At 52.4% G+C, this 20,790-nt stretch carries 17 protein-coding genes; 8 read left to right on the top strand and 9 right to left on the bottom strand.

The window, feature by feature from the left end:
* Positions 1 to 20 precede the first annotated feature (20 nt).
* Both AC2IBB_RS06025 and AC2IBB_RS06020 read right to left on the bottom strand, forming a co-directional pair.
* Complete coding sequence (locus tag AC2IBB_RS06025; protein ID WP_486332001.1) at positions 21 to 626, bottom strand: thiol:disulfide interchange protein DsbA/DsbL; 606 nt, start codon at positions 624 to 626, stop codon at positions 21 to 23.
* Positions 627 to 850: 224 nt separating this feature from the next.
* Positions 851 to 1,456, bottom strand: a complete 606-nt coding sequence (locus AC2IBB_RS06020; protein WP_486332000.1) for a c-type cytochrome — start codon at positions 1,454 to 1,456, stop codon at positions 851 to 853.
* 282 nt (positions 1,457 to 1,738) lie between these two features.
* On the opposite strand from AC2IBB_RS06020, the gene yihA reads away from it, so the two are divergent.
* On the top strand, positions 1,739 to 2,404 hold the full coding sequence (yihA, locus tag AC2IBB_RS06015) for a ribosome biogenesis GTP-binding protein YihA/YsxC (RefSeq protein ID WP_486331999.1): 666 nt from the start codon (positions 1,739 to 1,741) through the stop codon (positions 2,402 to 2,404).
* 20 nt (positions 2,405 to 2,424) lie between these two features.
* Here yihA and AC2IBB_RS06010 read toward each other — a convergent pair whose 3' ends face one another.
* Positions 2,425 to 3,084: a TetR/AcrR family transcriptional regulator gene (locus tag AC2IBB_RS06010; RefSeq protein WP_486331998.1), complete on the bottom strand. Its 660-nt coding sequence runs from the start codon at positions 3,082 to 3,084 to the stop codon at positions 2,425 to 2,427.
* A gap of 161 nt (positions 3,085 to 3,245) precedes the next feature.
* Between AC2IBB_RS06010 and AC2IBB_RS06005 the strand changes: the two genes are divergently transcribed.
* The 4 genes from AC2IBB_RS06005 to AC2IBB_RS05990 all read left to right on the top strand — a co-directional run bounded on the left by AC2IBB_RS06005 (position 3,246) and on the right by AC2IBB_RS05990 (position 6,516).
* Positions 3,246 to 4,691 carry a coniferyl aldehyde dehydrogenase gene (locus AC2IBB_RS06005; protein ID WP_486331997.1) on the top strand — a complete coding sequence of 482 codons (1,446 nt, stop codon included), beginning with the start codon at positions 3,246 to 3,248 and terminating at the stop codon, positions 4,689 to 4,691.
* A 185-nt stretch (positions 4,692 to 4,876) separates the two neighbouring features.
* Positions 4,877 to 5,362: a pantetheine-phosphate adenylyltransferase gene (gene coaD / locus AC2IBB_RS06000; protein WP_486331996.1), complete on the top strand. Its 486-nt coding sequence runs from the start codon at positions 4,877 to 4,879 to the stop codon at positions 5,360 to 5,362.
* Between the two features lie 112 nt (positions 5,363 to 5,474).
* Positions 5,475 to 5,732 (top strand): YfhL family 4Fe-4S dicluster ferredoxin, encoded by a 258-nt coding sequence (locus AC2IBB_RS05995; protein ID WP_486331995.1) that lies wholly within the window; start codon positions 5,475 to 5,477, stop codon positions 5,730 to 5,732.
* Positions 5,733 to 5,964: 232 nt separating this feature from the next.
* Complete coding sequence (locus AC2IBB_RS05990; RefSeq protein WP_486331994.1) at positions 5,965 to 6,516, top strand: hypothetical protein; 552 nt, start codon at positions 5,965 to 5,967, stop codon at positions 6,514 to 6,516.
* Positions 6,517 to 6,524: 8 nt separating this feature from the next.
* On the opposite strand, the gene AC2IBB_RS05985 is transcribed toward AC2IBB_RS05990, so the two are convergent.
* From AC2IBB_RS05985 to hemB, 3 genes are read right to left on the bottom strand one after another with little or no spacing between them, the layout of a single operon-like run.
* Positions 6,525 to 7,559, bottom strand: coding sequence for an AI-2E family transporter (locus tag AC2IBB_RS05985; RefSeq protein WP_486331993.1), 1,035 nt, complete (start codon positions 7,557 to 7,559; stop codon positions 6,525 to 6,527).
* Positions 7,560 to 7,595: 36 nt separating this feature from the next.
* On the bottom strand, positions 7,596 to 9,734 hold the full coding sequence (gene ppk1, locus AC2IBB_RS05980; RefSeq protein WP_486331992.1) for a polyphosphate kinase 1: 2,139 nt from the start codon (positions 9,732 to 9,734) through the stop codon (positions 7,596 to 7,598).
* A 28-nt stretch (positions 9,735 to 9,762) separates the two neighbouring features.
* The gene (gene hemB, locus AC2IBB_RS05975) at positions 9,763 to 10,725 is read right to left on the bottom strand and encodes a porphobilinogen synthase (RefSeq protein ID WP_486331991.1); all 963 of its coding nucleotides are present in this window, start codon (positions 10,723 to 10,725) and stop codon (positions 9,763 to 9,765) included.
* 229 nt (positions 10,726 to 10,954) lie between these two features.
* Between hemB and AC2IBB_RS05970 the strand changes: the two genes are divergently transcribed.
* A complete protein-coding gene (locus AC2IBB_RS05970) occupies positions 10,955 to 13,141 on the top strand; it encodes an FAD-dependent oxidoreductase (protein WP_486331990.1) in 2,187 nt (728 codons plus the stop codon).
* A gap of 70 nt (positions 13,142 to 13,211) precedes the next feature.
* On the opposite strand, the gene AC2IBB_RS05965 is transcribed toward AC2IBB_RS05970, so the two are convergent.
* The 3 genes from AC2IBB_RS05965 to AC2IBB_RS05955 form a co-directional block, all read right to left on the bottom strand.
* Positions 13,212 to 14,006, bottom strand: coding sequence for a DUF3592 domain-containing protein (locus tag AC2IBB_RS05965; protein WP_486331989.1), 795 nt, complete (start codon positions 14,004 to 14,006; stop codon positions 13,212 to 13,214).
* A gap of 264 nt (positions 14,007 to 14,270) precedes the next feature.
* Positions 14,271 to 14,540 (bottom strand): hypothetical protein, encoded by a 270-nt coding sequence (locus AC2IBB_RS05960; protein WP_486331988.1) that lies wholly within the window; start codon positions 14,538 to 14,540, stop codon positions 14,271 to 14,273.
* Positions 14,541 to 14,812: 272 nt separating this feature from the next.
* Positions 14,813 to 18,556 (bottom strand): DUF1631 family protein, encoded by a 3,744-nt coding sequence (locus AC2IBB_RS05955; RefSeq protein WP_486331987.1) that lies wholly within the window; start codon positions 18,554 to 18,556, stop codon positions 14,813 to 14,815.
* A 287-nt stretch (positions 18,557 to 18,843) separates the two neighbouring features.
* On the opposite strand from AC2IBB_RS05955, the gene AC2IBB_RS05950 reads away from it, so the two are divergent.
* Positions 18,844 to 19,497 carry a TetR/AcrR family transcriptional regulator gene (locus AC2IBB_RS05950; protein ID WP_486331986.1) on the top strand — a complete coding sequence of 218 codons (654 nt, stop codon included), beginning with the start codon at positions 18,844 to 18,846 and terminating at the stop codon, positions 19,495 to 19,497.
* 260 nt (positions 19,498 to 19,757) lie between these two features.
* The gene (locus AC2IBB_RS05945) at positions 19,758 to 20,771 is read left to right on the top strand and encodes a DsbA family protein (RefSeq protein ID WP_486331985.1); all 1,014 of its coding nucleotides are present in this window, start codon (positions 19,758 to 19,760) and stop codon (positions 20,769 to 20,771) included.
* The last annotated feature ends 19 nt before the right edge of the window (positions 20,772 to 20,790 follow it).

Genomic DNA, 20,790 nt, shown 5'->3' with positions numbered 1-20,790 from the left:
TTAGTTTAGATAGCGCCCTCTCAGGACCCCTTGGCCTGGCGCTCTTTTTCTATCAGGAAGTCCGCAACCTTAAGCATGTCCTCGTATGTACCGCCACGAATGGCGTCTATACGATACTTGCCGTTAATCACCAATGCAGGAACTCCAGTCGCCCGGGCGGAAAGCGCACGGGAGGCGGCCTGCTCAACTTTAGACTTCACACTGAATGAATTATAGGCCTTTTTAAACTGAGCTTCGTCAACATCGTACTGTGCGAAGAATTTAGCCAAGTCACCCTCTGAGGTAAGAGATTGGTGGTCTCTCGCCAAAGCGTCAAACAGGGGCTGATGCATTTTATCCGAGACATCCAGCGCTTCAGCTGTATAAAAGGCTTGAGCATGAGCTTTCCAGACCTTATTGAAAACGGCTGGCGAACGGAAAAAGCTTACGTCTTCCGGCAAGCTTTTTTCCCATGCGCTAACAAGTGGGTCGAACTTGTAACAGTGTGGACAGCCGTACCAGAACAGCTCCACCACTTCGATTTTGGAAGCATCTCGCACCGGAATCTGCGCCGGTAGTGTCTTGTAGTGCTGTCCTTCAACATAAGTCTCAGCTCTGGCCGCCAAAGCAACCAGACCCAAAGTCATTATTAATAGAATCCTGGCGAACATCCGCATTTACGATCTCCGAGCTCCGTTGATTAGAAAATATTGCAGGCATGCAGTAAGGAAAAAAGTTTTACCTCTTACCATGCATTATGCAACTCCAGGGCCACGCTTATGACAAACAATTAATTTGGCGGCAAAGCTGTACATAACAAAAAAGGCGGTCAATGCCGCCTTTTTTGAACAGGAATATTAAAAAGCTGTACTTAATGCAGACCTAAAATGTAGTTGGCCAGCGCCTTAATCTCGGCATCGCTCATATTTGCAGCAATGTCGCGCATAATACGACTTTCACCATCATTGGAGCGATCGCCGGAGCGGAAGTTCTGCAACTGCTTAGCGACATAGTCGGAATGCTGACCACTCAAACGTGGAAATCCGGCCGGAAAGTTTCCTGCGCCATCAGGAGAGTGGCAGCCTGAACAGGCGGGGATGCCTTTAGCTGCATTACCTGCGCGATAAAGCGACTCTCCCTGCTCCAAGGTTGCTTCACTGGCGGAGCCTACAGTCGCTGGCTGGCTGGCGAAGTACGCAGCGATATCGGCGATATCCTGTTCCGTAAGGCCGTCAGTCATCCCCGCCATTTCCGGTACTGGGCGATCTCCGGATTTAATATCAAGAATCTGCTTGATCAAATACCTTTCGCCCTGCCCCGCCAGTTTGGGAAAGGTAGGAACGGCGCTGTTACCGTCCGCCCCATGACAGGCCGCGCAAACTGCAGATTTGGTCTGTCCCTCCTTGGGGTCTCCCTTAGCGTGCGCCAGGCCAATCATACCCATCGCCAGCACCAAACCAGTTACGAAAATTCTCATTATTGACCCCATCAGCTACCTATTAATTTGCAATTACATTGTTTGAGGCGCTTTGATCCAAGATACCCCAAGCACAATCAGTATCTTATTTTACCAATTCGCGCATGCTGCAATTACGTGAAAAGAACAGGATTATCTTCCCACGCCCTTAAAACGGTCTGGTATTATACATAAAACACTCAAAACATGAACGAATAAACAACGCGACATCGCCACTCGAAAACGCAGCTTTAGCAGAGCGCTGCATCCATTCACATTTCGATAATTGAAAGCATTTAAGGTATGACCCAAACCACCAAACGCCCCGTCTCATATCAAAGCGCCCGCTTCCTTATGAGCGCAGAACAGCTGCAGCAGTGCCCTCCCGACGTGGGCGTAGAGGTCGCCTTCGCCGGACGCTCCAACGCAGGAAAATCCAGCGCTTTGAACGCGATCACTCAAAACGGAAAACTAGCGAAAACGTCCAAGACGCCAGGCCGCACTCAGCTGATCAATTTCTTCACCCTAAATAGTGAAGGCTGCCGTCTCGTCGATCTTCCCGGCTATGGCTACGCCAAAGTACCGAAAGCTATGCTCGAAAAATGGCGGAGCAATTTGCAGCGCTATTTAGAACACAGATTGACGCTTAACGCTTTGATCCTGGTCATGGATATCCGTCATCCCCTCAGCCCCTTCGACTGCAACATGCTGGATTGGTGCGAAGCGCGCGAGCTGCCAACCTTGATATTGTTGACCAAGGCCGACAAGTTGAAGTACGGTCCGGCCAAGACCACACTGCAGGAAGTAAAGAAAGAGCTTAAGCAAAAGTGGCGCTTTCCTGTTGAAGCTCAGCTGTTCTCCTCCGTCAGCAAAGTGGGCGTAGAGGAAGCCCACGCGTTTATGGATCGCTTTTTTATTCCTTCCGACGATGGTGCGGATTTGGAGACATTTGAAGGGCCAGAAGCATAACGCTTCGTCTGATTTGCCGCCTATAGCCCCAAATCATTCAGGACGCTAGGGGAATAATTCTGCTGTATACCTGTCACTTGGTCATAAAACGCCGGTTGCAGATATGGAGCCTCCAGGCAAATCACTTGATATATACCGTGTTTGAGAGTGTCTTTACGGATCAAAGCGCTCTCTTCATCTGCGGCGGTTTTAAGAAACGACATCCAGTTCGTCACCACCAGCCAGACGTTTAACGCCAAAGATCGTCGCAAGTGATCAGACACCGGCCTTAAAATTCCAGACAGCTCCATTCCCTGAATGATATTCACCACACTTCCGATACAGCGCTGAGTAAACTTCCGGTAGTCAGCCTTCAAGCGTTCATCCGACTCCAGATAATGCTCCAGGTCACGGTGAAAGAATCGATAACTCCACAGCCCATCAAACACAGACTCCAGGTAATCGAACTGATCTTCCACCGTCAGCGGCCGCCCCTCCGGCGCCTGCAAGTAATGGTCGACCAGCAGCTGGTACTGTAAAAATATTTCGTAAATGATGTCTGTTTTATTGCGAAAGTGGTAATAAAGATTGCCGGGCGAGATCCCTAAATGAGAGGCGATGTGATTAGTGGTGATATTGCGCTCTCCGCGCTCATTAAATAAATCCAGACTGGCTAAAATAATCTTTTCTCTAGTATTCATTACGACTGCTCTAATCCAAACCGGCGACTTTCATTATGAATAGCTCCTTCTAAACATCGAGGCCTTGACACCTAGAGTATATACTCTAAAAATATATCCACTGATGCAAGCGTAGAAAAACAAAAATCAGCACGATGGGGCAAGACGCCCAGGAGGCGATAATGGCGGCGGACGTACTCACGATTACAACCAGCAAGAAAGAAATTCAGCATCTGCACCGGGCGTTTCAAGCACAAAAGCGCGCGTTTGAACATGATCCGAACCCCAGTTACGAGGTGCGGCGCGACACCTTGATTCGCTTAAAAAAAGCGTTGCTGAACAATCAGGAGGCGTTGCTTGACGCCATCAATGAAGACTTTTCCTCTCGCTCCCGCGATGAGACGCTTTTGGCTGAGTTTATGCCCGCTATTCAAGGTATCAACTATACGCTGAAGCACCTCAAATCTTGGATGAAACCGTCACGCAGACAAGTCGGATTATTGTTTTTCGGTTCCGAAAATGCCGTTCATTACCAGGCGCTCGGAGTTGTTGGCGTGATTGTCCCCTGGAACTATCCGCTCAATTTAGCGATTGGACCACTGATTACCGCCTTGGCGGCAGGTAACAGGGCGATGATAAAGATGTCTGAATATACGCCACGCACTTCCCAGGTGTTTCAGGACTTGATGGCTAACACCTTTAGCGAAGATCTGGTCTCCGTGATCATCGGAGAAGCTGATGTCGCTGCGGAGTTCTCCCGACAACCTTTTGATCACCTGATTTTCACCGGCTCCACTGCGGTTGGACGCATGGTGATGCGCGCAGCGGCGGAAAACCTTACGCCAGTAACATTAGAGCTGGGCGGCAAATCCCCAGCGGTTATTTCGAAAAATATTCCTATTAGCGACGCGGCTGAGCGTATCGCCTTCGGCAAGGCGTTTAACGCCGGCCAAACCTGTATTGCGCCGGATTACATTCTGTGCCCTGAAGATAAGGTAGAGCCCTTTATCGACGCCTTTAGAGAAAAGTTTCGCAAACTGTACGCGTCACTGAAGGACAACCCGGACTACACCGCAATAATCAATGATCGCCAACTCAAGCGCCTGAACGGCTATCTGAAGGATGCTGAAGAGAAAGGCGCCACCCTGATCGAGATGAATCCCGCGAATGAGGACTTCAGCCGGGGAACTCGCAAGCTACCATTGACGCTCATTATCAACGCCACACCGGAAATGAAAGTGTTGCAGGAGGAAATTTTCGGCCCTTTGCTACCGGTTGTCCCCTATCACTCGATTGACGATGCTATTCGCTACATTAACAACCGCCCTCGTCCTTTGGCGCTCTACTATTTCGGCTACAAGAAAAGTGAGCAGAAACATTTACTGGAGCGTACCCATGCGGGCGGCGTCTGCATAAACGATACTCTGGTGCACTTCGCTCAGGACGATCTCCCCTTTGGCGGCATCGGGGAGTCCGGCATGGGACACTATCATGGAAAGGAAGGGTTTCTTAACTTCTCCAACCACAAAGCCGTGCATACAAAGCAGCGTTTCCATAGCGGGAAAATTATCTTTCCCCCACACGGCACCCTTCTGCACCAATTGGTATATAAGCTGTTCCTGCGCTGACCGGAACAACTTTATTGGCCTTACTCAGACTAGCTACTCACCGAGCGTCCGCCGCCATACGCGACTGACGCTCGGCTTGCGCAGCGCCGTCATGGCGCGTAGCCTATACGCGAATTGCGCGCCGTCAGACGCGCGCTCACCTGACTCCCATAACAACCTTTAGCTGACGCCGGAATATTCCGTCTATGAATACCGTTATTTACCCAGGCACCTTTGACCCCATTACCAATGGCCACAAAGACTTGATCGCCCGCGCTTCGCGCATCTTCGATAAAGTCGTAGTGGCCGTCGCAGCCAGCCCGAAAAAGAACCCTCTATTCTCATTGGAGGAACGGGTGGACCTGGTGCGTAAGGTCGTCAAGCCATTCTCGAACGTGGACGTCAAAGGGTTCAGCAATTTGCTGGCGGATTTCGTGCAACAGAACCAAGCCAATATTATTCTTCGCGGTCTTCGCGCCGTTTCCGACTTTGAATATGAGTTTCAACTCGCCGACATGAACCGCAAATTGGCGCCGAATGTAGAAAGCCTGTTTCTTACCCCGGCCAACCACCTCTCCTACATTTCTTCCACGCTGATCCGAGAAATCGCTGCGCTGGGCGGCGATGTGACAGAGTTTGTAGATCCAATCGTATCTAAGGCGCTCGAACAACAATTCGCATTGCGCAAGTGATTCCAGGGTTGTGTTTTTGATACAATCAGCGTGTTTCTAGAGCACTGTATAGTCGGATGGGGCGATAAAAGAGCGGCGTCGGCCACTCTGTCCGACAAGCATGAGGTACCCTATGGCGCTAATGATTACGGACGACTGCATCAATTGCGATGTATGCGAGCCGGAATGCCCGAATGAAGCAATTTCTCCGGGCGAAGAAATATATATTATTGATCCTAACAAATGCACCGAGTGCGTCGGCCACTATGACGAACCTCAGTGCCAACAGGTATGCCCTGTCGATTGTATTCCTCTGGACCCGAATAAAGTGGAAACGGAAGAGGAATTAATGTCGAAATATTACAAACTGACAGGCAACACGCCCGCCTGACCCGCCTCCCGGGACGGACCTTCAACCTTTCCGTCCCAACCTTTTCCAGCTTCCCACGTATAAATACAGCAAAAAAACCTCACTCTCTTTTACTTGTTTTTACCTGATATAAAGGAGTTAGCTCCATTAGTTCACGACATTTTTAAGCAATGTAAGCTAAACTTATATACTGGAAATGTATTTCCAAACGGCGAGGCCGTCTCATCATTGTATTGTTTGCTGGAGATAGATCATGGCTACCCGTGAGCGAGAAAAAGACACTGAAGACGAACAGATGACCGAAGCGCAACGGCTGACGCTGCTTGAAAAAAGCATGTCGCTGAACCGCTTTTTCTTGCTGCTGCTCGCCATGCTGATCGTGGTGACCCTATCCGTCACCATCACCGTTTCCATCATCAGCGCCATGGATGGGGGAGATACCGCCAAAACAGCAGAGATCGTCGACCTGCAAAACAAAGTGCAGGAGTTGCGACAAGAGCTTCAAACTACCCGCGAGCAGGTTGCAGCTCTGAACGCACAGATCCCCGCCATGAAAACCGCTATCGCTAACGGCAGCGCCCCGGCTTTTCAACGCCTGCTGCTGAAGCAGGAAGCCAGTTATCAGGAGTTTATACGTGGCGTTAAAGAAGGGATGTACGACTTGGCGCGCATGGTGCCAGGGTCCCGCACATGGCTGGAGCTTTACAACGAAAAGATGGATCGCGCACTCCAGCTCAGCCAGGAGCGCCAGCGGGAACTACAGCGCTTGAATACTGGCGGCGTACTGATAGAACCAGGCGGCTGAATTCAGGTTCAGCCCCCTTCGCTTTCAGATCCCATCAATACGGACATCCAGCGCGTCTCTTCGCTGGAGTCCAATGCGATTTTCAGCATCATAGTCAGCGGAACGGACAGCAACATGCCAACCGGTCCCAGCACCCATCCCCAGAATACCAAAGAAAGAAACACTACCAGCGTAGACAAGCCCAGCCCGCGCCCCATGAACTTGGGCTCAACAATATTTCCCATCACGACGTTAATCACCACATACCCTGCGCCGGCTATCGCAGCATGACCAGGCCCAAGCTGAATCAGCGCCAGCAACACCGCTGGAATCGCAGCAATGATCGACCCTATATTCGGGATAAAATTGAATAGCAAAGCGAGCAAGGCCCATAACAGCGCATAATCGACGCCCAGCGCCAGCAGCATAATCCAAACAATCAGCCCTGTTACCAGGCTGATGATGGTTTTTATCGACATGTAACGTTTTACATTGTCGAGAAACAAATCCAACCGCTCAAAGGCCATGCGTCCCTTAAAGGCGCGATGCAGCTTGTTAGGCAGCACTGTGGCCTCAAACACCATAAATATTACCGTCAGCACAATAAGGAAGGCGTTGGATAACACGCCGCCCAATCCCCCCAACATATTCGTTGCGGTCTTCAGCAGAGAGCCAGGATTGAAGTAATTCTTCACGACCTCCTGGGAGATATGTATCCCCATTGAGTTCAGCCAACTTATGAACTCCCCGCTTACACCTTGCAGACGCTCCTGGTAAAAATCGAGGTTTTCCTTAAAGTCCGCCATTGATGACGCGATGACGCTCGCCACTATAAGCTGCGCGCAGGTAATTCCCACCAGCACCAAGATCAGTGACAGCCAGGCTGGCGCCCCTTTGGATTGAAGGAAAAGAAAGGGCGGCGTACACAAAATTGCGAAAAACGCGGAGAGAAGAAAAACGGAAACGATGGATTCCGCTTGCTTGACGCCAGCGACGACAACGATAAACGCCGCCAGAGTAATCAAAAAACGCGCGCCAGCAGAAAAGCCTGCCTGCTGAGACATAAAAAATGCTCCTGAAAGTTGCGGAGAGTCGACGACCTAAACGGAAGCCAGCTGAGTAAGCAAAAAGTTCTGGGCGTTGAAGCGCTCCTCGCCTTCTTCCATCGCCTTACGCTCATAGGAGCCGTCCGGCTGCAGAAGCCATGCGTTGGAGTTATCCCGCAAATACGCATCCAACTCGCTCTTGATGCGCTCCGCCAGCTCTTTACGCTCAATGGGAAAGCAGGTTTCCACCCGATTCAACAGATTGCGCACCATCCAATCCGCGCTGGAAGCGTACACTTCATGTTTGCCGTTATTGTGGAAATAAAAGACCCGCGTATGTTCCAGAAACCGCCCTACAACTGACCGCACCTGGATGTTCTCCGAGACGCCGGGCAGACCGGGACGAAGACAGCAAATTCCGCGAATCAACAAATCAATACGCACGCCGGCTTGCGAGGCCTCATAGAGCGCCGTAATGACTTTGGGTTCCGTCAGCGCATTAAACTTTGCCAGAATGTAGGCTTCTTTTCCCGCTTTTGCATTTTCAGCTTCGCGGCTGATCAAGCCCAGCAATTTGTCATGCAAGGTAAATGGAGCATGAAAAAGCTTACGGATTTTCAAAGCTTTCCCCATTCCAGTGAGCTGAAGAAAAATTCTGTGCACATCTTCGCAAAGCGCATTTTCAGAGGTGAGCAGGCTGTAGTCCGTGTATAACCTCGCGTTGCTGGCATGATAGTTACCTGTGCCCAAGTGTACGTACCGCCGTAACTGCCCTTCTTCTCGACGTACGATCAAAATCATCTTGGCGTGGGTCTTGAAGCCGACCACGCCATACACAACGATAACCCCCGCTTCTTGCAAGCGGCTCGCCAACTCCAGGTTTTCCGCCTCATCGAACCGGGCGCGCAGCTCGATAACCGCCGTTACTTCCTTGCCACGACGGGCGGCGTCCACCAGGGCGGCGACTATTTCAGACTGACTGCCGGAACGATACAGCGTCTGGCGAATGGCCAGCACATTGGGGTCTTTCGCAGCCTGACGCAGGAGATCGATGACCGGCGTAAAGCTCTGAAACGGATGTAACAGCAAAATATCCTGCTTGGCGACAACCTCAAACAGGTTTTCTTTATGTCGCATCTCCTTGGGCAACCCGGGCGTGAATCCGAGATACTGCAGGTCGGGACGGTTAACAAAATCGTTTACAGCCAGCAATCGCGTCAGGTTGACGGGACCGGCGACTCGGTAGCACTCTGTCTCCGTCAGGCCAAACTCCTGCAAAAGAAACTGCACCAGCTCTTCCGGGCAGTTATCCGCCACTTCCAGTCGCACCGCATCGCCAAATCGACGGCTCAGAAGCTCGCCACGCAGAGCCTGCGCCAAGTCTTCCATATCATCCTCTTCCAACACCAAGTCCGCGTTACGAGTAATGCGGAACTGATACATGCCTTTCACCGTCATACCAGGGAACAGGTCGTCGGCATGGGCGTGAATGACAGAAGAGAGAAAGATCAGGTTGTCGCCCCCTTCACAAACTTCGTCCGGCAGACGCACCAGTCTCGGCAGTGATCGCGGCGCAGGTACGATCGCCATGCCGGTCTCGCGACCGAATGCGTCCTTACCGTCCAGTTCGACGATAAAGTTCAGGCTTTTATTGACCAAACGAGGAAAGGGATGACTGGGGTCCAAACCAATAGGGTTGATCACCGGCAGCAATTCACGCTCGAAATACTGGGCCACCCAATCCCTCTGAGTAGGCGTCCAGTCCGCACGGCGCAGAAAGAAGATGTTTTCCTGCTCCAAGGCGGGGATCATTAAATCGTTCAGCTCAGTGTATTGCTGCTCGACCAGCTTGTGCGCCTGCTCAGCGATATGCTGCAACGTCTGCGCCGGCGACATGCCATCAGCGCCGACTGTCTCACGCCCATATTTGATCTGTTGCTTAAGGCCCGCCACCCGAATCTCGAAAAATTCGTCCATATTGCTGCTGAAGATGCATGAAAACATCAGCCTCATCAGCAGAGGGTGGGAAGTGTCCATGACCTGATTCAACACTCGGGCGTTAAACTGCAGATGGCTCAGCTCACGGTTGAAGAAATACTCGGAACTGTTCAGGTCTATTGCTGGGACCTGAGAGGCGTCCACCTCCCCTTCTAACACATCGTTAACGGCAACCGTTGTCGAATCGCTACTCATGAAACTGTAATCCTTAAGCGTTTGTTGGTTATGTCTGTTTTAAGTGTTGCGCCGCCTTCTTGGCGAAATAGGTCAATATCCCATCGGAGCCAGCACGTTTGATACACGTCAGCGACTCCATCATTACCGCAGTTTCATTCAACCAGCCCTGCTGAGCCGCCGCCATATGCATGGCGTATTCACCGCTGACCTGATATACAAATGTCGGAACCTGAAATTCTGATTTGGCCCGACGCACTATATCGAGGTAGGGCATACCGGGCTTGACCATGATCATGTCAGCGCCTTCGGCCAAATCCAACGCGATTTCCTGCATGGCCTCATCGCTGTTGGCGGGGTCCATCTGATAGCTGTATTTATCGCTTTTCCCCAGATTGGCGGCTGAGCCGACCGCGTCACGGAATGGTCCATAATAGGCGGACGCATACTTCGCCGAATAAGCGAGTATCCTAGTATTAATATAGCTTTGTTTTTCCAAGGCGCCGCGCAACTCGCCGATACGGCCGTCCATCATATCCGAGGGCGCTACGACGTCCGCGCCGGCTTCAGCGTGAGTCAGGCCCTGCTTGACCAGCACATCCACCGTTTCGTCGTTGAGCACATAACCTTTATCGTTAATCAGGCCGTCCTGCCCATGGGTGGTATAAGGGTCCAGGGCTACGTCGGTGATAACCCCCAACTCGGGAAAGCGGCTTTTCAGCGCCCGCACAGCGGTCGGGACCAGCCCTTCGGGGTTATAGGCTTCCGCAGCATTCTCGCTTTTGCCCGCCGCAGGAATCACAGGAAACAAGGCGATAGCGGGAATACCCAGCCCCACCAGCTCTTCCGCCTCACGCAACAAATCCTCGACATTGACCCGCTCAATCCCAGGCATGGAGTCGATCTTCTGCGCCTTCTCCCTGCCGGGGAGAACAAACACCGGGTAGATCAAATCATCAACGGTAAGCGTGGTTTCGCGCATCAATCGACGGGAAAAGTTATCGTAACGCATGCGCCTCATGCGCACAGCCGGATATTGACGGGGGGTAAATGCCACGTAATCGCCCTCTATGCTGTCAGAAAATTTATCGCATCATGATAAGCCTTTGTTTTAATGAGCGCCACGCCATTTCCTCACCTTAGAGAAGGGATTTCAGGCAAGATAAATTGAACTATTCTCCTCAGTACGAGGTCTATTTCATCACTGACTTTTTAACGCCTTTGGGTTTCGGAAATAAGACATGAAAGCGAAAAGACTTAGCCTGTTATTGCTGTTGGCGTTGCTGATCGGCGCTTTTTTTCTGTTCGATTTTAACCGCTACTTCAGCCTTGAGTATTTTGCAGAGCAACGGGAAGCGATATCCGCCTACACCACAGCCAACCCTCTCACCGCCGCCGCCATTTATTTTGTCGTCTATGTGGTGGTTACGGGCCTGTCTTTGCCAGCGGCGGCCGTTTTGACACTTGTCGGAGGCGCAGTTTTCGGCTTGTTCGAAGGAACCTTGCTGGTATCTTTCGCCAGCGTGATTGGCTCCACTATCGCCTTCTTAGTTTCACGACTCTCTTTGCGCGACTGGGTGCAGGATAATTTCGGCGACTCGCTGCAAGCTATTAACGCAGGCGTCGAACGAGAGGGGGCAATGTACTTGTTTGGGCTTCGGTTAGTGCCGCTATTTCCGTTTTTCGTCATCAATCTGGTCATGGGGCTGACGCCTATAAAAACCCGCACTTTCTTCTGGGTCAGTCAACTGGGCATGCTTCCCGGCACTATTGTGTACGTCAATGCAGGCACTCAGCTCGGACAAGTTCAGTCCGCCTCTGGCATCCTGACTCCCGGATTGATAGCTTCTTTTGTTCTACTCGGGATATTTCCCTTTATCGCCCGACGCATCCTGGACGCGCTGAAAGCACGCAAAGCCTTGGCGGGGGTCGATAAGCCAACTCATTTTGATCGCAATCTGGTGGTTATTGGCGCCGGCGCGGCGGGCCTGGTGACGTCCTACATCGCTGCGGCGGTGAAGGCCAAAGTCACCCTTATTGAAAAGCACAAGATGGGCGGAGACTGTCTGAACACGGGGTGTGTGCCCAGCAAAGCGTTAATCCGGTCAGCAAAGATCGCCAATTATGTCGAACGCGCTGGCGAGTTTGGCGTCCAGACCAGTAATCCCCAGGTAGATTTCGCCGCCGTCATGGAGCGCGTGCAGTCCGTGATCAGACAGGTTGAGCCTCACGACTCCGTGCAGCGTTACACCGACCTGGGCGTTGAGTGTCTCGAAGGTGAGGCGACCATTCTCGACCCTTACCGGGTAAAGGTGAATGGGCAGGTTTTGACAACACGCAATATCGTCATCGCCACCGGCGCCCGCCCTTTTGTTCCGCCAATTCCTGGCCTGGATTCAGTGGAGTATTACACCTCCGATACAATCTGGAGTCTGCGCGACAAGCCAGAGCGTCTACTGATCATTGGGGGCGGCCCTATTGGCTGCGAGCTTACCCAGGCGTTTCAGCGCCTCGGCGTCAAGGTCACGCAGCTGGACATGTCCCCCCGGTTGATGCCAAGAGAAGATGTAGATGTCTCCGCAGTGGTGGAGGAGCGTTTTCGTAGCGAAGGCGTTGACTTGCGCTTAGGTTATAGTGCAAAAGCGTTCAAAAGAGACGCCTCTGGAAGCAGCCTGTTGATCTGCGAAAAGGACGGGGAAGAAATAGAACTCGCCTTCGATAAAGTGCTTCTGGCGGTCGGGCGCAAAGCCAACACCAGCAATCTGGGGCTGGAGAATCTGCAACTAAGCGTGAACAAAGACGGCACACTGCAGGTAAATGAGTACTTACAGACAGGGATACCGACTGTCTACGCAGCAGGCGATGTGGCAGGCCCCTACCAATTTACGCACACAGCCGCCCACCAAGCCTGGTACGCAGCGGTAAACAGCCTGTTTGGCGTATTTCGAAAATTCAGAGCGGACTACCGGGTAATCCCCTGGGCGACTTTCACTGATCCTGAAGTCGCGCGCGTTGGATTAAATGAGCAGGATGCTATCGCTCGCAATATTCCCTACGAAGTCACCCGTTATGGCATTGACGACCTGGACCGCGCCATCGCCGACAGTGAAGCGCATGGATTTATAAAGGTATTGACCGTCCCCGGGAAAGACAAAATTCTCGGCGCCACTATTGTCGGCCATCATGCGGGTGAGTTGATAACAGAGTACATCACCGCGATGAAGCACGGCATTGGTCTAAACAAAATCCTGGGGGTTATCCACATCTACCCGACTTTGTCAGAAACCAATAAATACGCCGCTGGCGAGTGGAAACGCGCGCACGCACCGCAAAAAGCGCTGCAATGGCTGGAGAAATGGCATCGCTGGCGACGCAAGAGCGATACCGATACGAACTCTGCGTTAGGACAAAGCAACAACGAAATTTAGTGTAGATACAGTGTGGGCGCGCTCAACAAACTGAGAAGGAGCTCCTGCTCAGTTTGCGCGCCAAGAAAGGCTAGTTTCGAATCACCGTATGCTGCACGACACGGCTTGTAGCGGGTTGAGCAAACTCAGCATCCGCTGTGAACTCGCCACCCGATAATTGCGGGGCTAATCCAGCGCCCCCAAGGAAAAACGCCGCAGCGAACAGAAAAGCTCCTGTCGCCAGACAGCCTCCGCCCAATACCCGGGACGCCCAAATGCGACGGCGCTGCCTGCGATTGGTAAATAAAGCGCGCCAATGACATACATTAGTAGGCTCCTGCAAAAACACGCAATTAAGCACGCGACGGCGTACATGATGAACACTGTCGGCGGCGGTTTCGTCCTGCTGTCGCAGGTAGAGCACAATAATAAAGAGGCAAATAGCCAGCACTACCGAACCCAGCAGGATGTGAATAACATCCACCTGCTGCCCTAACAGCATGGCTCCACCGAGAATGCCGGCGACCAGCATGGTCATGGAGGCGATCATCAACGCTACTAAACGGCCAATACGAGTGTGTTTGCGACGGGAGCGGGAGAACGAAAGTTGAACCTGATCGCCAATCTGCAGACCAGCGATACACTTGTCATCAAGAGAGGTGAAGCGAATTCTATCGCCTTGCCAATGGTATTCGATAACAGGAAAAAAACTGTATGACGCTTTGCCTGGTTGCGCCTGTTTTTTGCGCATGCCATAACCGGGCTCAAGCGACACGACGCGCCCTTGAACGGCGTAAGCGCAGTGGAGAAACCGGGTGAACTCCCATATCAGGACCCACCCTGCAGTGATGAGCGTAAGGCCCATAAGCAGAATCAGGACGTCCATTGTGTTTTCCTTATTATTATCTTGTTTTCAACGCAATTTATTATTTGATGAGTGCACGCTGCGAAGGGAGAGTATAAAGAAGGAAAAATCTCACAGCAATAGCGTGACGCAGGTCTCAGGCAAGGAATTAAAGAAAAGCAAGGAGGGGGAATAATATTGACAATTAGAACAAAGACTTAATAAAAACATTGGCCAGCGCCGAGCCACCCGTTCGACGTTTATCATGCATCGAAACGGGCCCCGTTACGCCGCACAACTAATTCGTTATATCGGACTGCTTCCGTATTGCATATCCGGTTTTCGGGGGGGATCAGCACGCACGTCGTTAGCGATAGTTTGCACCTGACCTCCACGCTGCAGGAAGGACTCAATATCGCTCTGCAATTGCTCACGAATTTTGTTCTTCAGGGCAAGCGACTGAGACTCAGATTGCGCAGTCTGCTTGACCGCCACACCATCATCGTCAGAATCAGTCGCGCCGGAGTCATAAGCAGGCTCCAGATCCTCAAAGTCGTCGTTATCAATGTCGCTCATGGGGTTGCCTCCAAAAGACAGAGTATATGGTCGCTATCCTTTGTTGTTATGTCCTCTGGGAATTTTCAACCTATTTATAGTTGAGCCATGAAGCTCTGCAAATATTCTAAGAGAAGAATTTTGTATCAAACTGTGATTTTCTGTAAGCAGCGGCCAGCAAGGCGTTGAGGCGCGCCATCATAACGCGGAGACTCACATCCCATAACAAACCCTCTAAACACAAAATATGGGGGCGGCGAGAGAAATTGAGAGGAAAATATAGTAAGAGGGGCTTAAAGATCCAGCAAAGGAACGGGCTTGCCCACGATATAGCCTTGCACCCAGTCCACACCGATTTCACTCAGCGCTTCCAGGACCTCCACACTTTCCACGCACTCGGCGATCGTCGCCATTCCCATGAAGCGCCCCAGTTCATTTATAGAGCGCACCATGGCGTAGTTGGTCATGTTTTCATGAATGTCACGCACAAATACGCCGTCTATTTTGAGAAAGTCGACAGGGAGGCTTTGTAGGTAGGCGTAGGAAGAGAACCCCGTACCAAAATCATCCAACGCAAAGCGACAGCCAGTGCGTTTTAGCTCACGAATGAAGTCCGCGGTGTAGTGCAAGCTGGCGACCGCCGCGGTTTCAGTGATTTCAAAGCAGACTTTTTGAGCAGGAAAGCCGCCCTTTCTGAAATGGCCTTCGAGGAACTCCAAAAAGCCATCGTCACTGAGGGAGTGTCCGGAAAGATTAATAGTGAAACCGCCCATATTCTCGAGCTTGGCGGGATTGGCGCGCATCCAGGACAACACGTTATCCACCACCCAGCGGTCAATATATATGGAGCGTTTATAACGCTCACCCGCTTCGATAAAAGCCGCTGGAGAAATAGGCTTACCGTTCTGGTCGTTCAGACCCAACAGTATTTCATAGAAATGCTCGTCGCTGGTCTTATCCATAGACTGGATACGCTGCGCGCGCAGCCATAAGTCGCAATCGTCTATCGCCTGATCGATCCGGGAAACCCAGTGCAACACTTCCTGCTGGAAGACTTGATCACGATCCTCTTCCAAGAACAGTTTCACACGGCTTCCACCTGCGCGTTTGGCTGAGCGACAGGCCAGACTGGCGTGGTTCAGGAGTGCGCTGGCGTCAGTACTGCCACCGTTGATCATGACGACGCCCACGCTGAGCGCAGCGGAGAAGTGGCCTTCGCCAGCTTCAAACCGGTGCTTGGAAAACTGCTTGCATACCCGCTCTGCTGCATCCAGCGCCACGTCCTGGCTCGCTGGAGAAACCAGCAAGGCGAATTCGTTACCGCCAATACGCCCCAACTTGAGTTCAATGTGTAATTCGTCCAGCCAGCTATCCACCAGCAGGCTGAAATCGCGTAATAGCCGGTCGCCAATGGCGTTGCCGTAATTACTGTTAATAGCGCCGAATTGATCAATATCGAAAACAATCAGCGCTGCGGTTTCATCGTTGTTTTTCACCCAGGTGGCGAGATACTGCAACTGCTTCTCAAATTCGTGCCGGTGCATACAGCCGGTAAGAGGGTCGTGCACGGCCTGAATGGCCATCTTGTGATAGAGGTCCTGGACGATTGAATAAAGGCTTTGGTCGACAAAAGGTACTTCTCCCTCTTGCACACGCGCAAGCTGCCCCCGATCCATCTTTGTCACCAAATCGCTATAGTCCAAGTGCACCTCATGTAAACCCTGGGGGGTTAGAAAGACAAATTTATAAGCATCCTCCCCAACCCACACCAGACGCATGCGTTGAGTAGTATCCGCCTCGCACATTTCCACCCAATCCCCCACCTGCAACTGATGCGCTCTTTCCTGCCAGCGTTCCGCCAGCTCAGAATCGCTCTCAGCGCCGATTTCATCGGCTTCCTCGGTAGTGGGGTAAGCGGCGACCAAAGTGTAAGTAACCGCCAAATCATCTGCAAATATGGCGCGTAACTTTTTGCAAACGGCGGAAGCCTTCTGCGGGTCGGGGCTGCTGAACAACTCTTTTTCAATCAGGTCCAGCATGGCCGGGCCTTCAAGCTCACGCTCGAACGCCAGGTCTTCGCTATCATTCTCCCTTCCCAGCCAGTCATGCAACTGCTCGATAACGGCGAAATAGTCCGCTACGCTGTCGCTATCGCCACCTTCTTTAAGCAGCGCCAGCACCATGAAATTTTCCCATCCCGCCGCCAGCAGCTCCAGGATTACGTCCGCCACCTGAGCGCCCGCCAAAAGCGTACTGATGCGTCGCGACACCGCTTTCCGCGCCCGCTTCAGCCTATCGCGACCTTCACAGGTTTTAGCAATGCGCTCTGCGTTGCGAACAAAGGCGCGCTCCTGCCGCTCCACCAATTGTTCCAAACGGCTGGATACGGATTCCAGCAACGCCGCATCCAACCGGCCTGCTGAAAGCTCATCAATCACTTCGTTAAGCACTTTTTCCAGACTCTTGCTGGAAACCCGATCAGCGGAGGCCAGGGCCATAAAGTGATTCAACACGCTACGGGCTGGATGCCGGCTATCATCCAGGAAGGTGCTGTCTTTCAGCAGCAAAAACAACAGAGGCATACGCAACTGGTTGATCAGCCCTTTCAACTCCGTTGGCATGTTGCGGGAAGACAGCGGCGCGAAGATGCGGTCCACCAAGTCGACGCGATCCCACACCTCTTGCGAATCGGAAGGCATATTCACTCGCCCGCCTTCCGCCATAATTTCGACTACTTCCCGGATAGTCCCGTCTTGCTGCGCAAGAGAACCTAACAGCTCTCGCTGGTTTTGCTGCAGGTCCTGCAACAGCTGGGTTGCGCCGTATTCATAGTCGGCTCCTGGCTCGGAAACGCCGCGGGTAGGCGCATAACCGCCCCGCTGCATCCTGACCAGACTGAGTATACTGCCCCGGGGAGCACGCATCCTGGGGGACAATGGCGTCGCTGCGGCAGGAGCATCCTGAGAAAAATCCAGTCCTTCCAAGTCTGGAGCGGCGCCATCTGTAATCTTAGGCGCAGGCGAGCGCGCCTTGGCGCGCCCTTCCGACCAATTGGTGCGCATTTGGTCCAATGGCACAGCTTTAAGGCCATGCGACTTGAACATATCGATAAACTCGTCGGAGGAATCCGCCAGCTCTCGCGTCAACAGCCGCTCAAAGGCCAAGTACAGAACTGGCTTGGCGGGGTCGGGAGTCTGTAAGGAGTTTACGGCGTAGTGCAGACATTGACATAACACCGCCGGGCCCATTGGATTCCAGCGGTCGTCGATATCTTTGCCTGACACCTGGCTGAGCATCTGATTGAGTTCAAACAGCCTGGAGCGCTGCCGATTCGCCACAGCGGTCGCCACCATTTGCACTTCCAGCCAGTCTTCAAATTGCGTCTTATCCACTAACTCCAGTTCACTGGATGACCACTCGCCCATAGGTCGGGCGCCAAATAATAGATCCAGCTCTTGATGCCAGTGCTCAATGAAGTCTTTTTTGAATTTTTTGCGCCCTTGGGTAAACAGAACCTTGGCGTCTCGGAACGCATTAATATCGCGCAGCACCGCGCTGGAGCCGATACGGGTATTCAACTCGGTTTCGATATTGGCGAAGAATGTCTCCAGCAAATTGCCGATAAGACGCTCCGCCGCATTCTCAAACCACTCCTTCAGCTTCTGTCGCTTACTGCGGGTGGTGTAGGACGGCAAATTGGATGCGCTTTGCCGAATCTTGAGCATCATTTCCAGTAGCTGGGGCTGGGACTGGAGAAACTCTATTCCGACCTTGCGCCCTTCCACTCTGCGAGTGTCAGCCAGCAGTCTGAGATGGTGTTCGCTACCGTTGTACTGGCAGAAGATATGCACTTCCACCCGGCAGTCCGGTTTTTCCCTCAAATGCTGCGCCAGCTTTTCCGAGTCTATATCAGCCAACAACATGCCGCCTGCGCAAATGTTGGCGACCCCGCATGAGGCAGGGGTGAACCCTTTGGCCACGATAAGCGCTTCATGTTGCAGCGAATAACGGGGGTGTTGGCGTTTGTTGTTTTGCATCAAAACAATACAGGCGTCATATGAAGGTTCCCTTAAATCAGTTTAGTCATCGCCCACGATTCGGCAACCGCCAGCCCCTTGGGCTACCGAAATTACAAAAGTCGTGTATCACCAGACATTCCTGGGCGACGGATTTTCCGATGAAGCGCAAACTCAGCGCCGCATGGGAAAGCCCGCCGCGGATTACTGCAGGGAACAACTCATCAGGAAAGGAAACCTCTTTTATATTTATTGAAACTTCGTAATACTTTCACGCACTTACTTTTCCTTACTGCAACATTCGCCCCATGGCCTACCGAGAAACTGAGAAAGTGCGGGCGCGCAAAGAAAGCATCAAATTGCGCCTGTTCAAAGCCGCGGAAGAGCTTATTTCCGAAGCCGGCTTCAAAGGAGCCTCCGTGGCGGCTATCGCTGCTCGCGCCGGGGTAGCCACCGGAACCGTTTACCGCTACTTTCCAGACAAGTCCACACTCTGCGCCGAGGTATTCCGCCATGTCACCCAGCGCGAAGTGGATCATGTCGCCGCCTCGCTTAACGCCCCGGGCGATATCGATGACCGCCTGCGCCTTGCAATCGCCACTTTCGCTCGCCGCGCTCTGCGCGGGCGACGTCTCGCCTATGCGCTGATCGCAGAGCCGGTAGACCCGGTGCTGGATCAGGAGCGCCTGAACTACCGCCAGGCCTACGCTGAGTTGTTCAGTCAAACGATAGCGGAAGGCGTCAAGTCCACTGCGCTACGTCCGCAAAATCCGGAAGTCAGCGGCGCAGCCCTGGTCGGCGCATTGGCGGAATCTCTTATTGGTCCACTGGCCAAACAGATCAAGTCCTACGTCCCCGGCCTGAGCAGTGATATGCAACCACCTATTACGGCAGACCACCCTATCGTCATGGATATTGCAGAATTCTGCATTAATGCGCTCGGGCCTATTCCAAAGCGCTGATGACGAAAAGCCCCCTTCATGCCTTCAACAAAGTTCGCCGAGGGGCGTAATGATCGCCGAAAACAAGCCGTAACGCTACTGGCGCAAGCCTGACGGGTCTGTCAGAATGCCATGGCCCTCAGGCAAGTTCCTGACGCGGATCAACAATTATTTATCGCAATCGATAGCACATTAATATCAACCAATTAGACTAGACCCCACCAAAAACGCTCATGGCTACTCAGAAAAAACCGGTTCCGGCTCTTTATATTGGCGTAATTATGTTTGCGCTTGGCCTCTTGATCGCCACACTCTTGCACTCGACCCGTTTTACTCAAGGCGCCCATTCAGCCCCCGTTGCTGGCGACTCGCTATTCACTCTGCAAGGGCAGGAATATAATCCAGAGCAGCTGCCATACGCTGAAGCCGCTGCGCTGTTCGAGCTTGAGCAACAGATTTTTGAACGCAAGTCACAAATTCTGGAAAACGCCGCGCTTCAGGTGCATTTCCAGAATTTGGCGAAGACGCGCAATGTCTCCAAAGAGCGCATTCGTGATGAGCTGATTGAGGCCAAACCAGTAACCGACGAGGATGTGTCGCAGTTTTTTGAGGCCAATAAGCAACAGATTCAACGTCCTTTTTACGAGATCAAGGACGCCATTAAGGACGCTTTGCAAAAAGACCGAATCCAGCGTGCTGAACACGACCTTATCGAAAGCCTGAAAAAGCAGGGTCAACTCAGCATTAATCTGCGCGAGCCCAACGCGCCTGTCGCCGACCTGCAATTGGCGGGCTATCCTGTTCGGGGAAATGCACAGGCGTCAGTCAGTATCGTCGAGTTTGCGGATTTCCGCTGCCCTCACTGCAAACATGCGTCGCATACCCTGCGTAAAATAGTGGAAGCTCAAAGCGATAACGTACGCTGGACCATGGTCGACTTTCCCGTGACTGGAAAAACCTCTGTATATCTGGCGCAAGCCGCCTATTGCGCCGGCAAACAAAACAAATACTGGGAATTCCATGACGCACTCTTCGACTACGACGGAAAGTTAAACGAAGCCTCTGTCGCTGGAGTCGCGGAAAGTCTGGGGCTCGACAAAACAAAAATCGAAGAATGCGCCTCCAGCCCAGAAGCTGTGCAGTTTGTCGAAAAAGAACAAAGTCAGGCCATGGCGCTTGGCCTGCGCGGTACGCCAGCGATATTTATTAATGGCCTGCCCTTCCATGGAGATAATCTGGAAGCTGCGCTGGAAGAGGCCGTCACGGCGGCAGTAGCCCGCTCTCACGCGGGTTAACACGGCACATCAACGAGGG

The organism is Hahella sp. NS-SX17 (assembly GCF_057367735.1).
Note: the sequence above shows the minus strand (reverse complement) of the source record. Positions and strands in the feature narration are given on the sequence as shown.

Coding starts and splice junctions, on each gene's coding strand:
- AC2IBB_RS06025 (WP_486332001.1), bottom strand. CDS start 626: ATGACTTTGGGTCTGGTTGCTTTGGCGGCCAGAGCTGAGACTTATGTT.
- AC2IBB_RS06020 (WP_486332000.1), bottom strand. CDS start 1,456: ATGAGAATTTTCGTAACTGGTTTGGTGCTGGCGATGGGTATGATTGGC.
- yihA (WP_486331999.1), top strand. CDS start 1,739: ATGACCCAAACCACCAAACGCCCCGTCTCATATCAAAGCGCCCGCTTC.
- AC2IBB_RS06010 (WP_486331998.1), bottom strand. CDS start 3,084: ATGAATACTAGAGAAAAGATTATTTTAGCCAGTCTGGATTTATTTAAT.
- AC2IBB_RS06005 (WP_486331997.1), top strand. CDS start 3,246: ATGGCGGCGGACGTACTCACGATTACAACCAGCAAGAAAGAAATTCAG.
- coaD (WP_486331996.1), top strand. CDS start 4,877: ATGAATACCGTTATTTACCCAGGCACCTTTGACCCCATTACCAATGGC.
- AC2IBB_RS05995 (WP_486331995.1), top strand. CDS start 5,475: ATGGCGCTAATGATTACGGACGACTGCATCAATTGCGATGTATGCGAG.
- AC2IBB_RS05990 (WP_486331994.1), top strand. CDS start 5,965: ATGGCTACCCGTGAGCGAGAAAAAGACACTGAAGACGAACAGATGACC.
- AC2IBB_RS05985 (WP_486331993.1), bottom strand. CDS start 7,559: ATGTCTCAGCAGGCAGGCTTTTCTGCTGGCGCGCGTTTTTTGATTACT.
- ppk1 (WP_486331992.1), bottom strand. CDS start 9,734: ATGAGTAGCGATTCGACAACGGTTGCCGTTAACGATGTGTTAGAAGGG.
- hemB (WP_486331991.1), bottom strand. CDS start 10,725: ATGCGTTACGATAACTTTTCCCGTCGATTGATGCGCGAAACCACGCTT.
- AC2IBB_RS05970 (WP_486331990.1), top strand. CDS start 10,955: ATGAAAGCGAAAAGACTTAGCCTGTTATTGCTGTTGGCGTTGCTGATC.
- AC2IBB_RS05965 (WP_486331989.1), bottom strand. CDS start 14,006: ATGGACGTCCTGATTCTGCTTATGGGCCTTACGCTCATCACTGCAGGG.
- AC2IBB_RS05960 (WP_486331988.1), bottom strand. CDS start 14,540: ATGAGCGACATTGATAACGACGACTTTGAGGATCTGGAGCCTGCTTAT.
- AC2IBB_RS05955 (WP_486331987.1), bottom strand. CDS start 18,556: ATGCAAAACAACAAACGCCAACACCCCCGTTATTCGCTGCAACATGAA.
- AC2IBB_RS05950 (WP_486331986.1), top strand. CDS start 18,844: ATGGCCTACCGAGAAACTGAGAAAGTGCGGGCGCGCAAAGAAAGCATC.
- AC2IBB_RS05945 (WP_486331985.1), top strand. CDS start 19,758: ATGTTTGCGCTTGGCCTCTTGATCGCCACACTCTTGCACTCGACCCGT.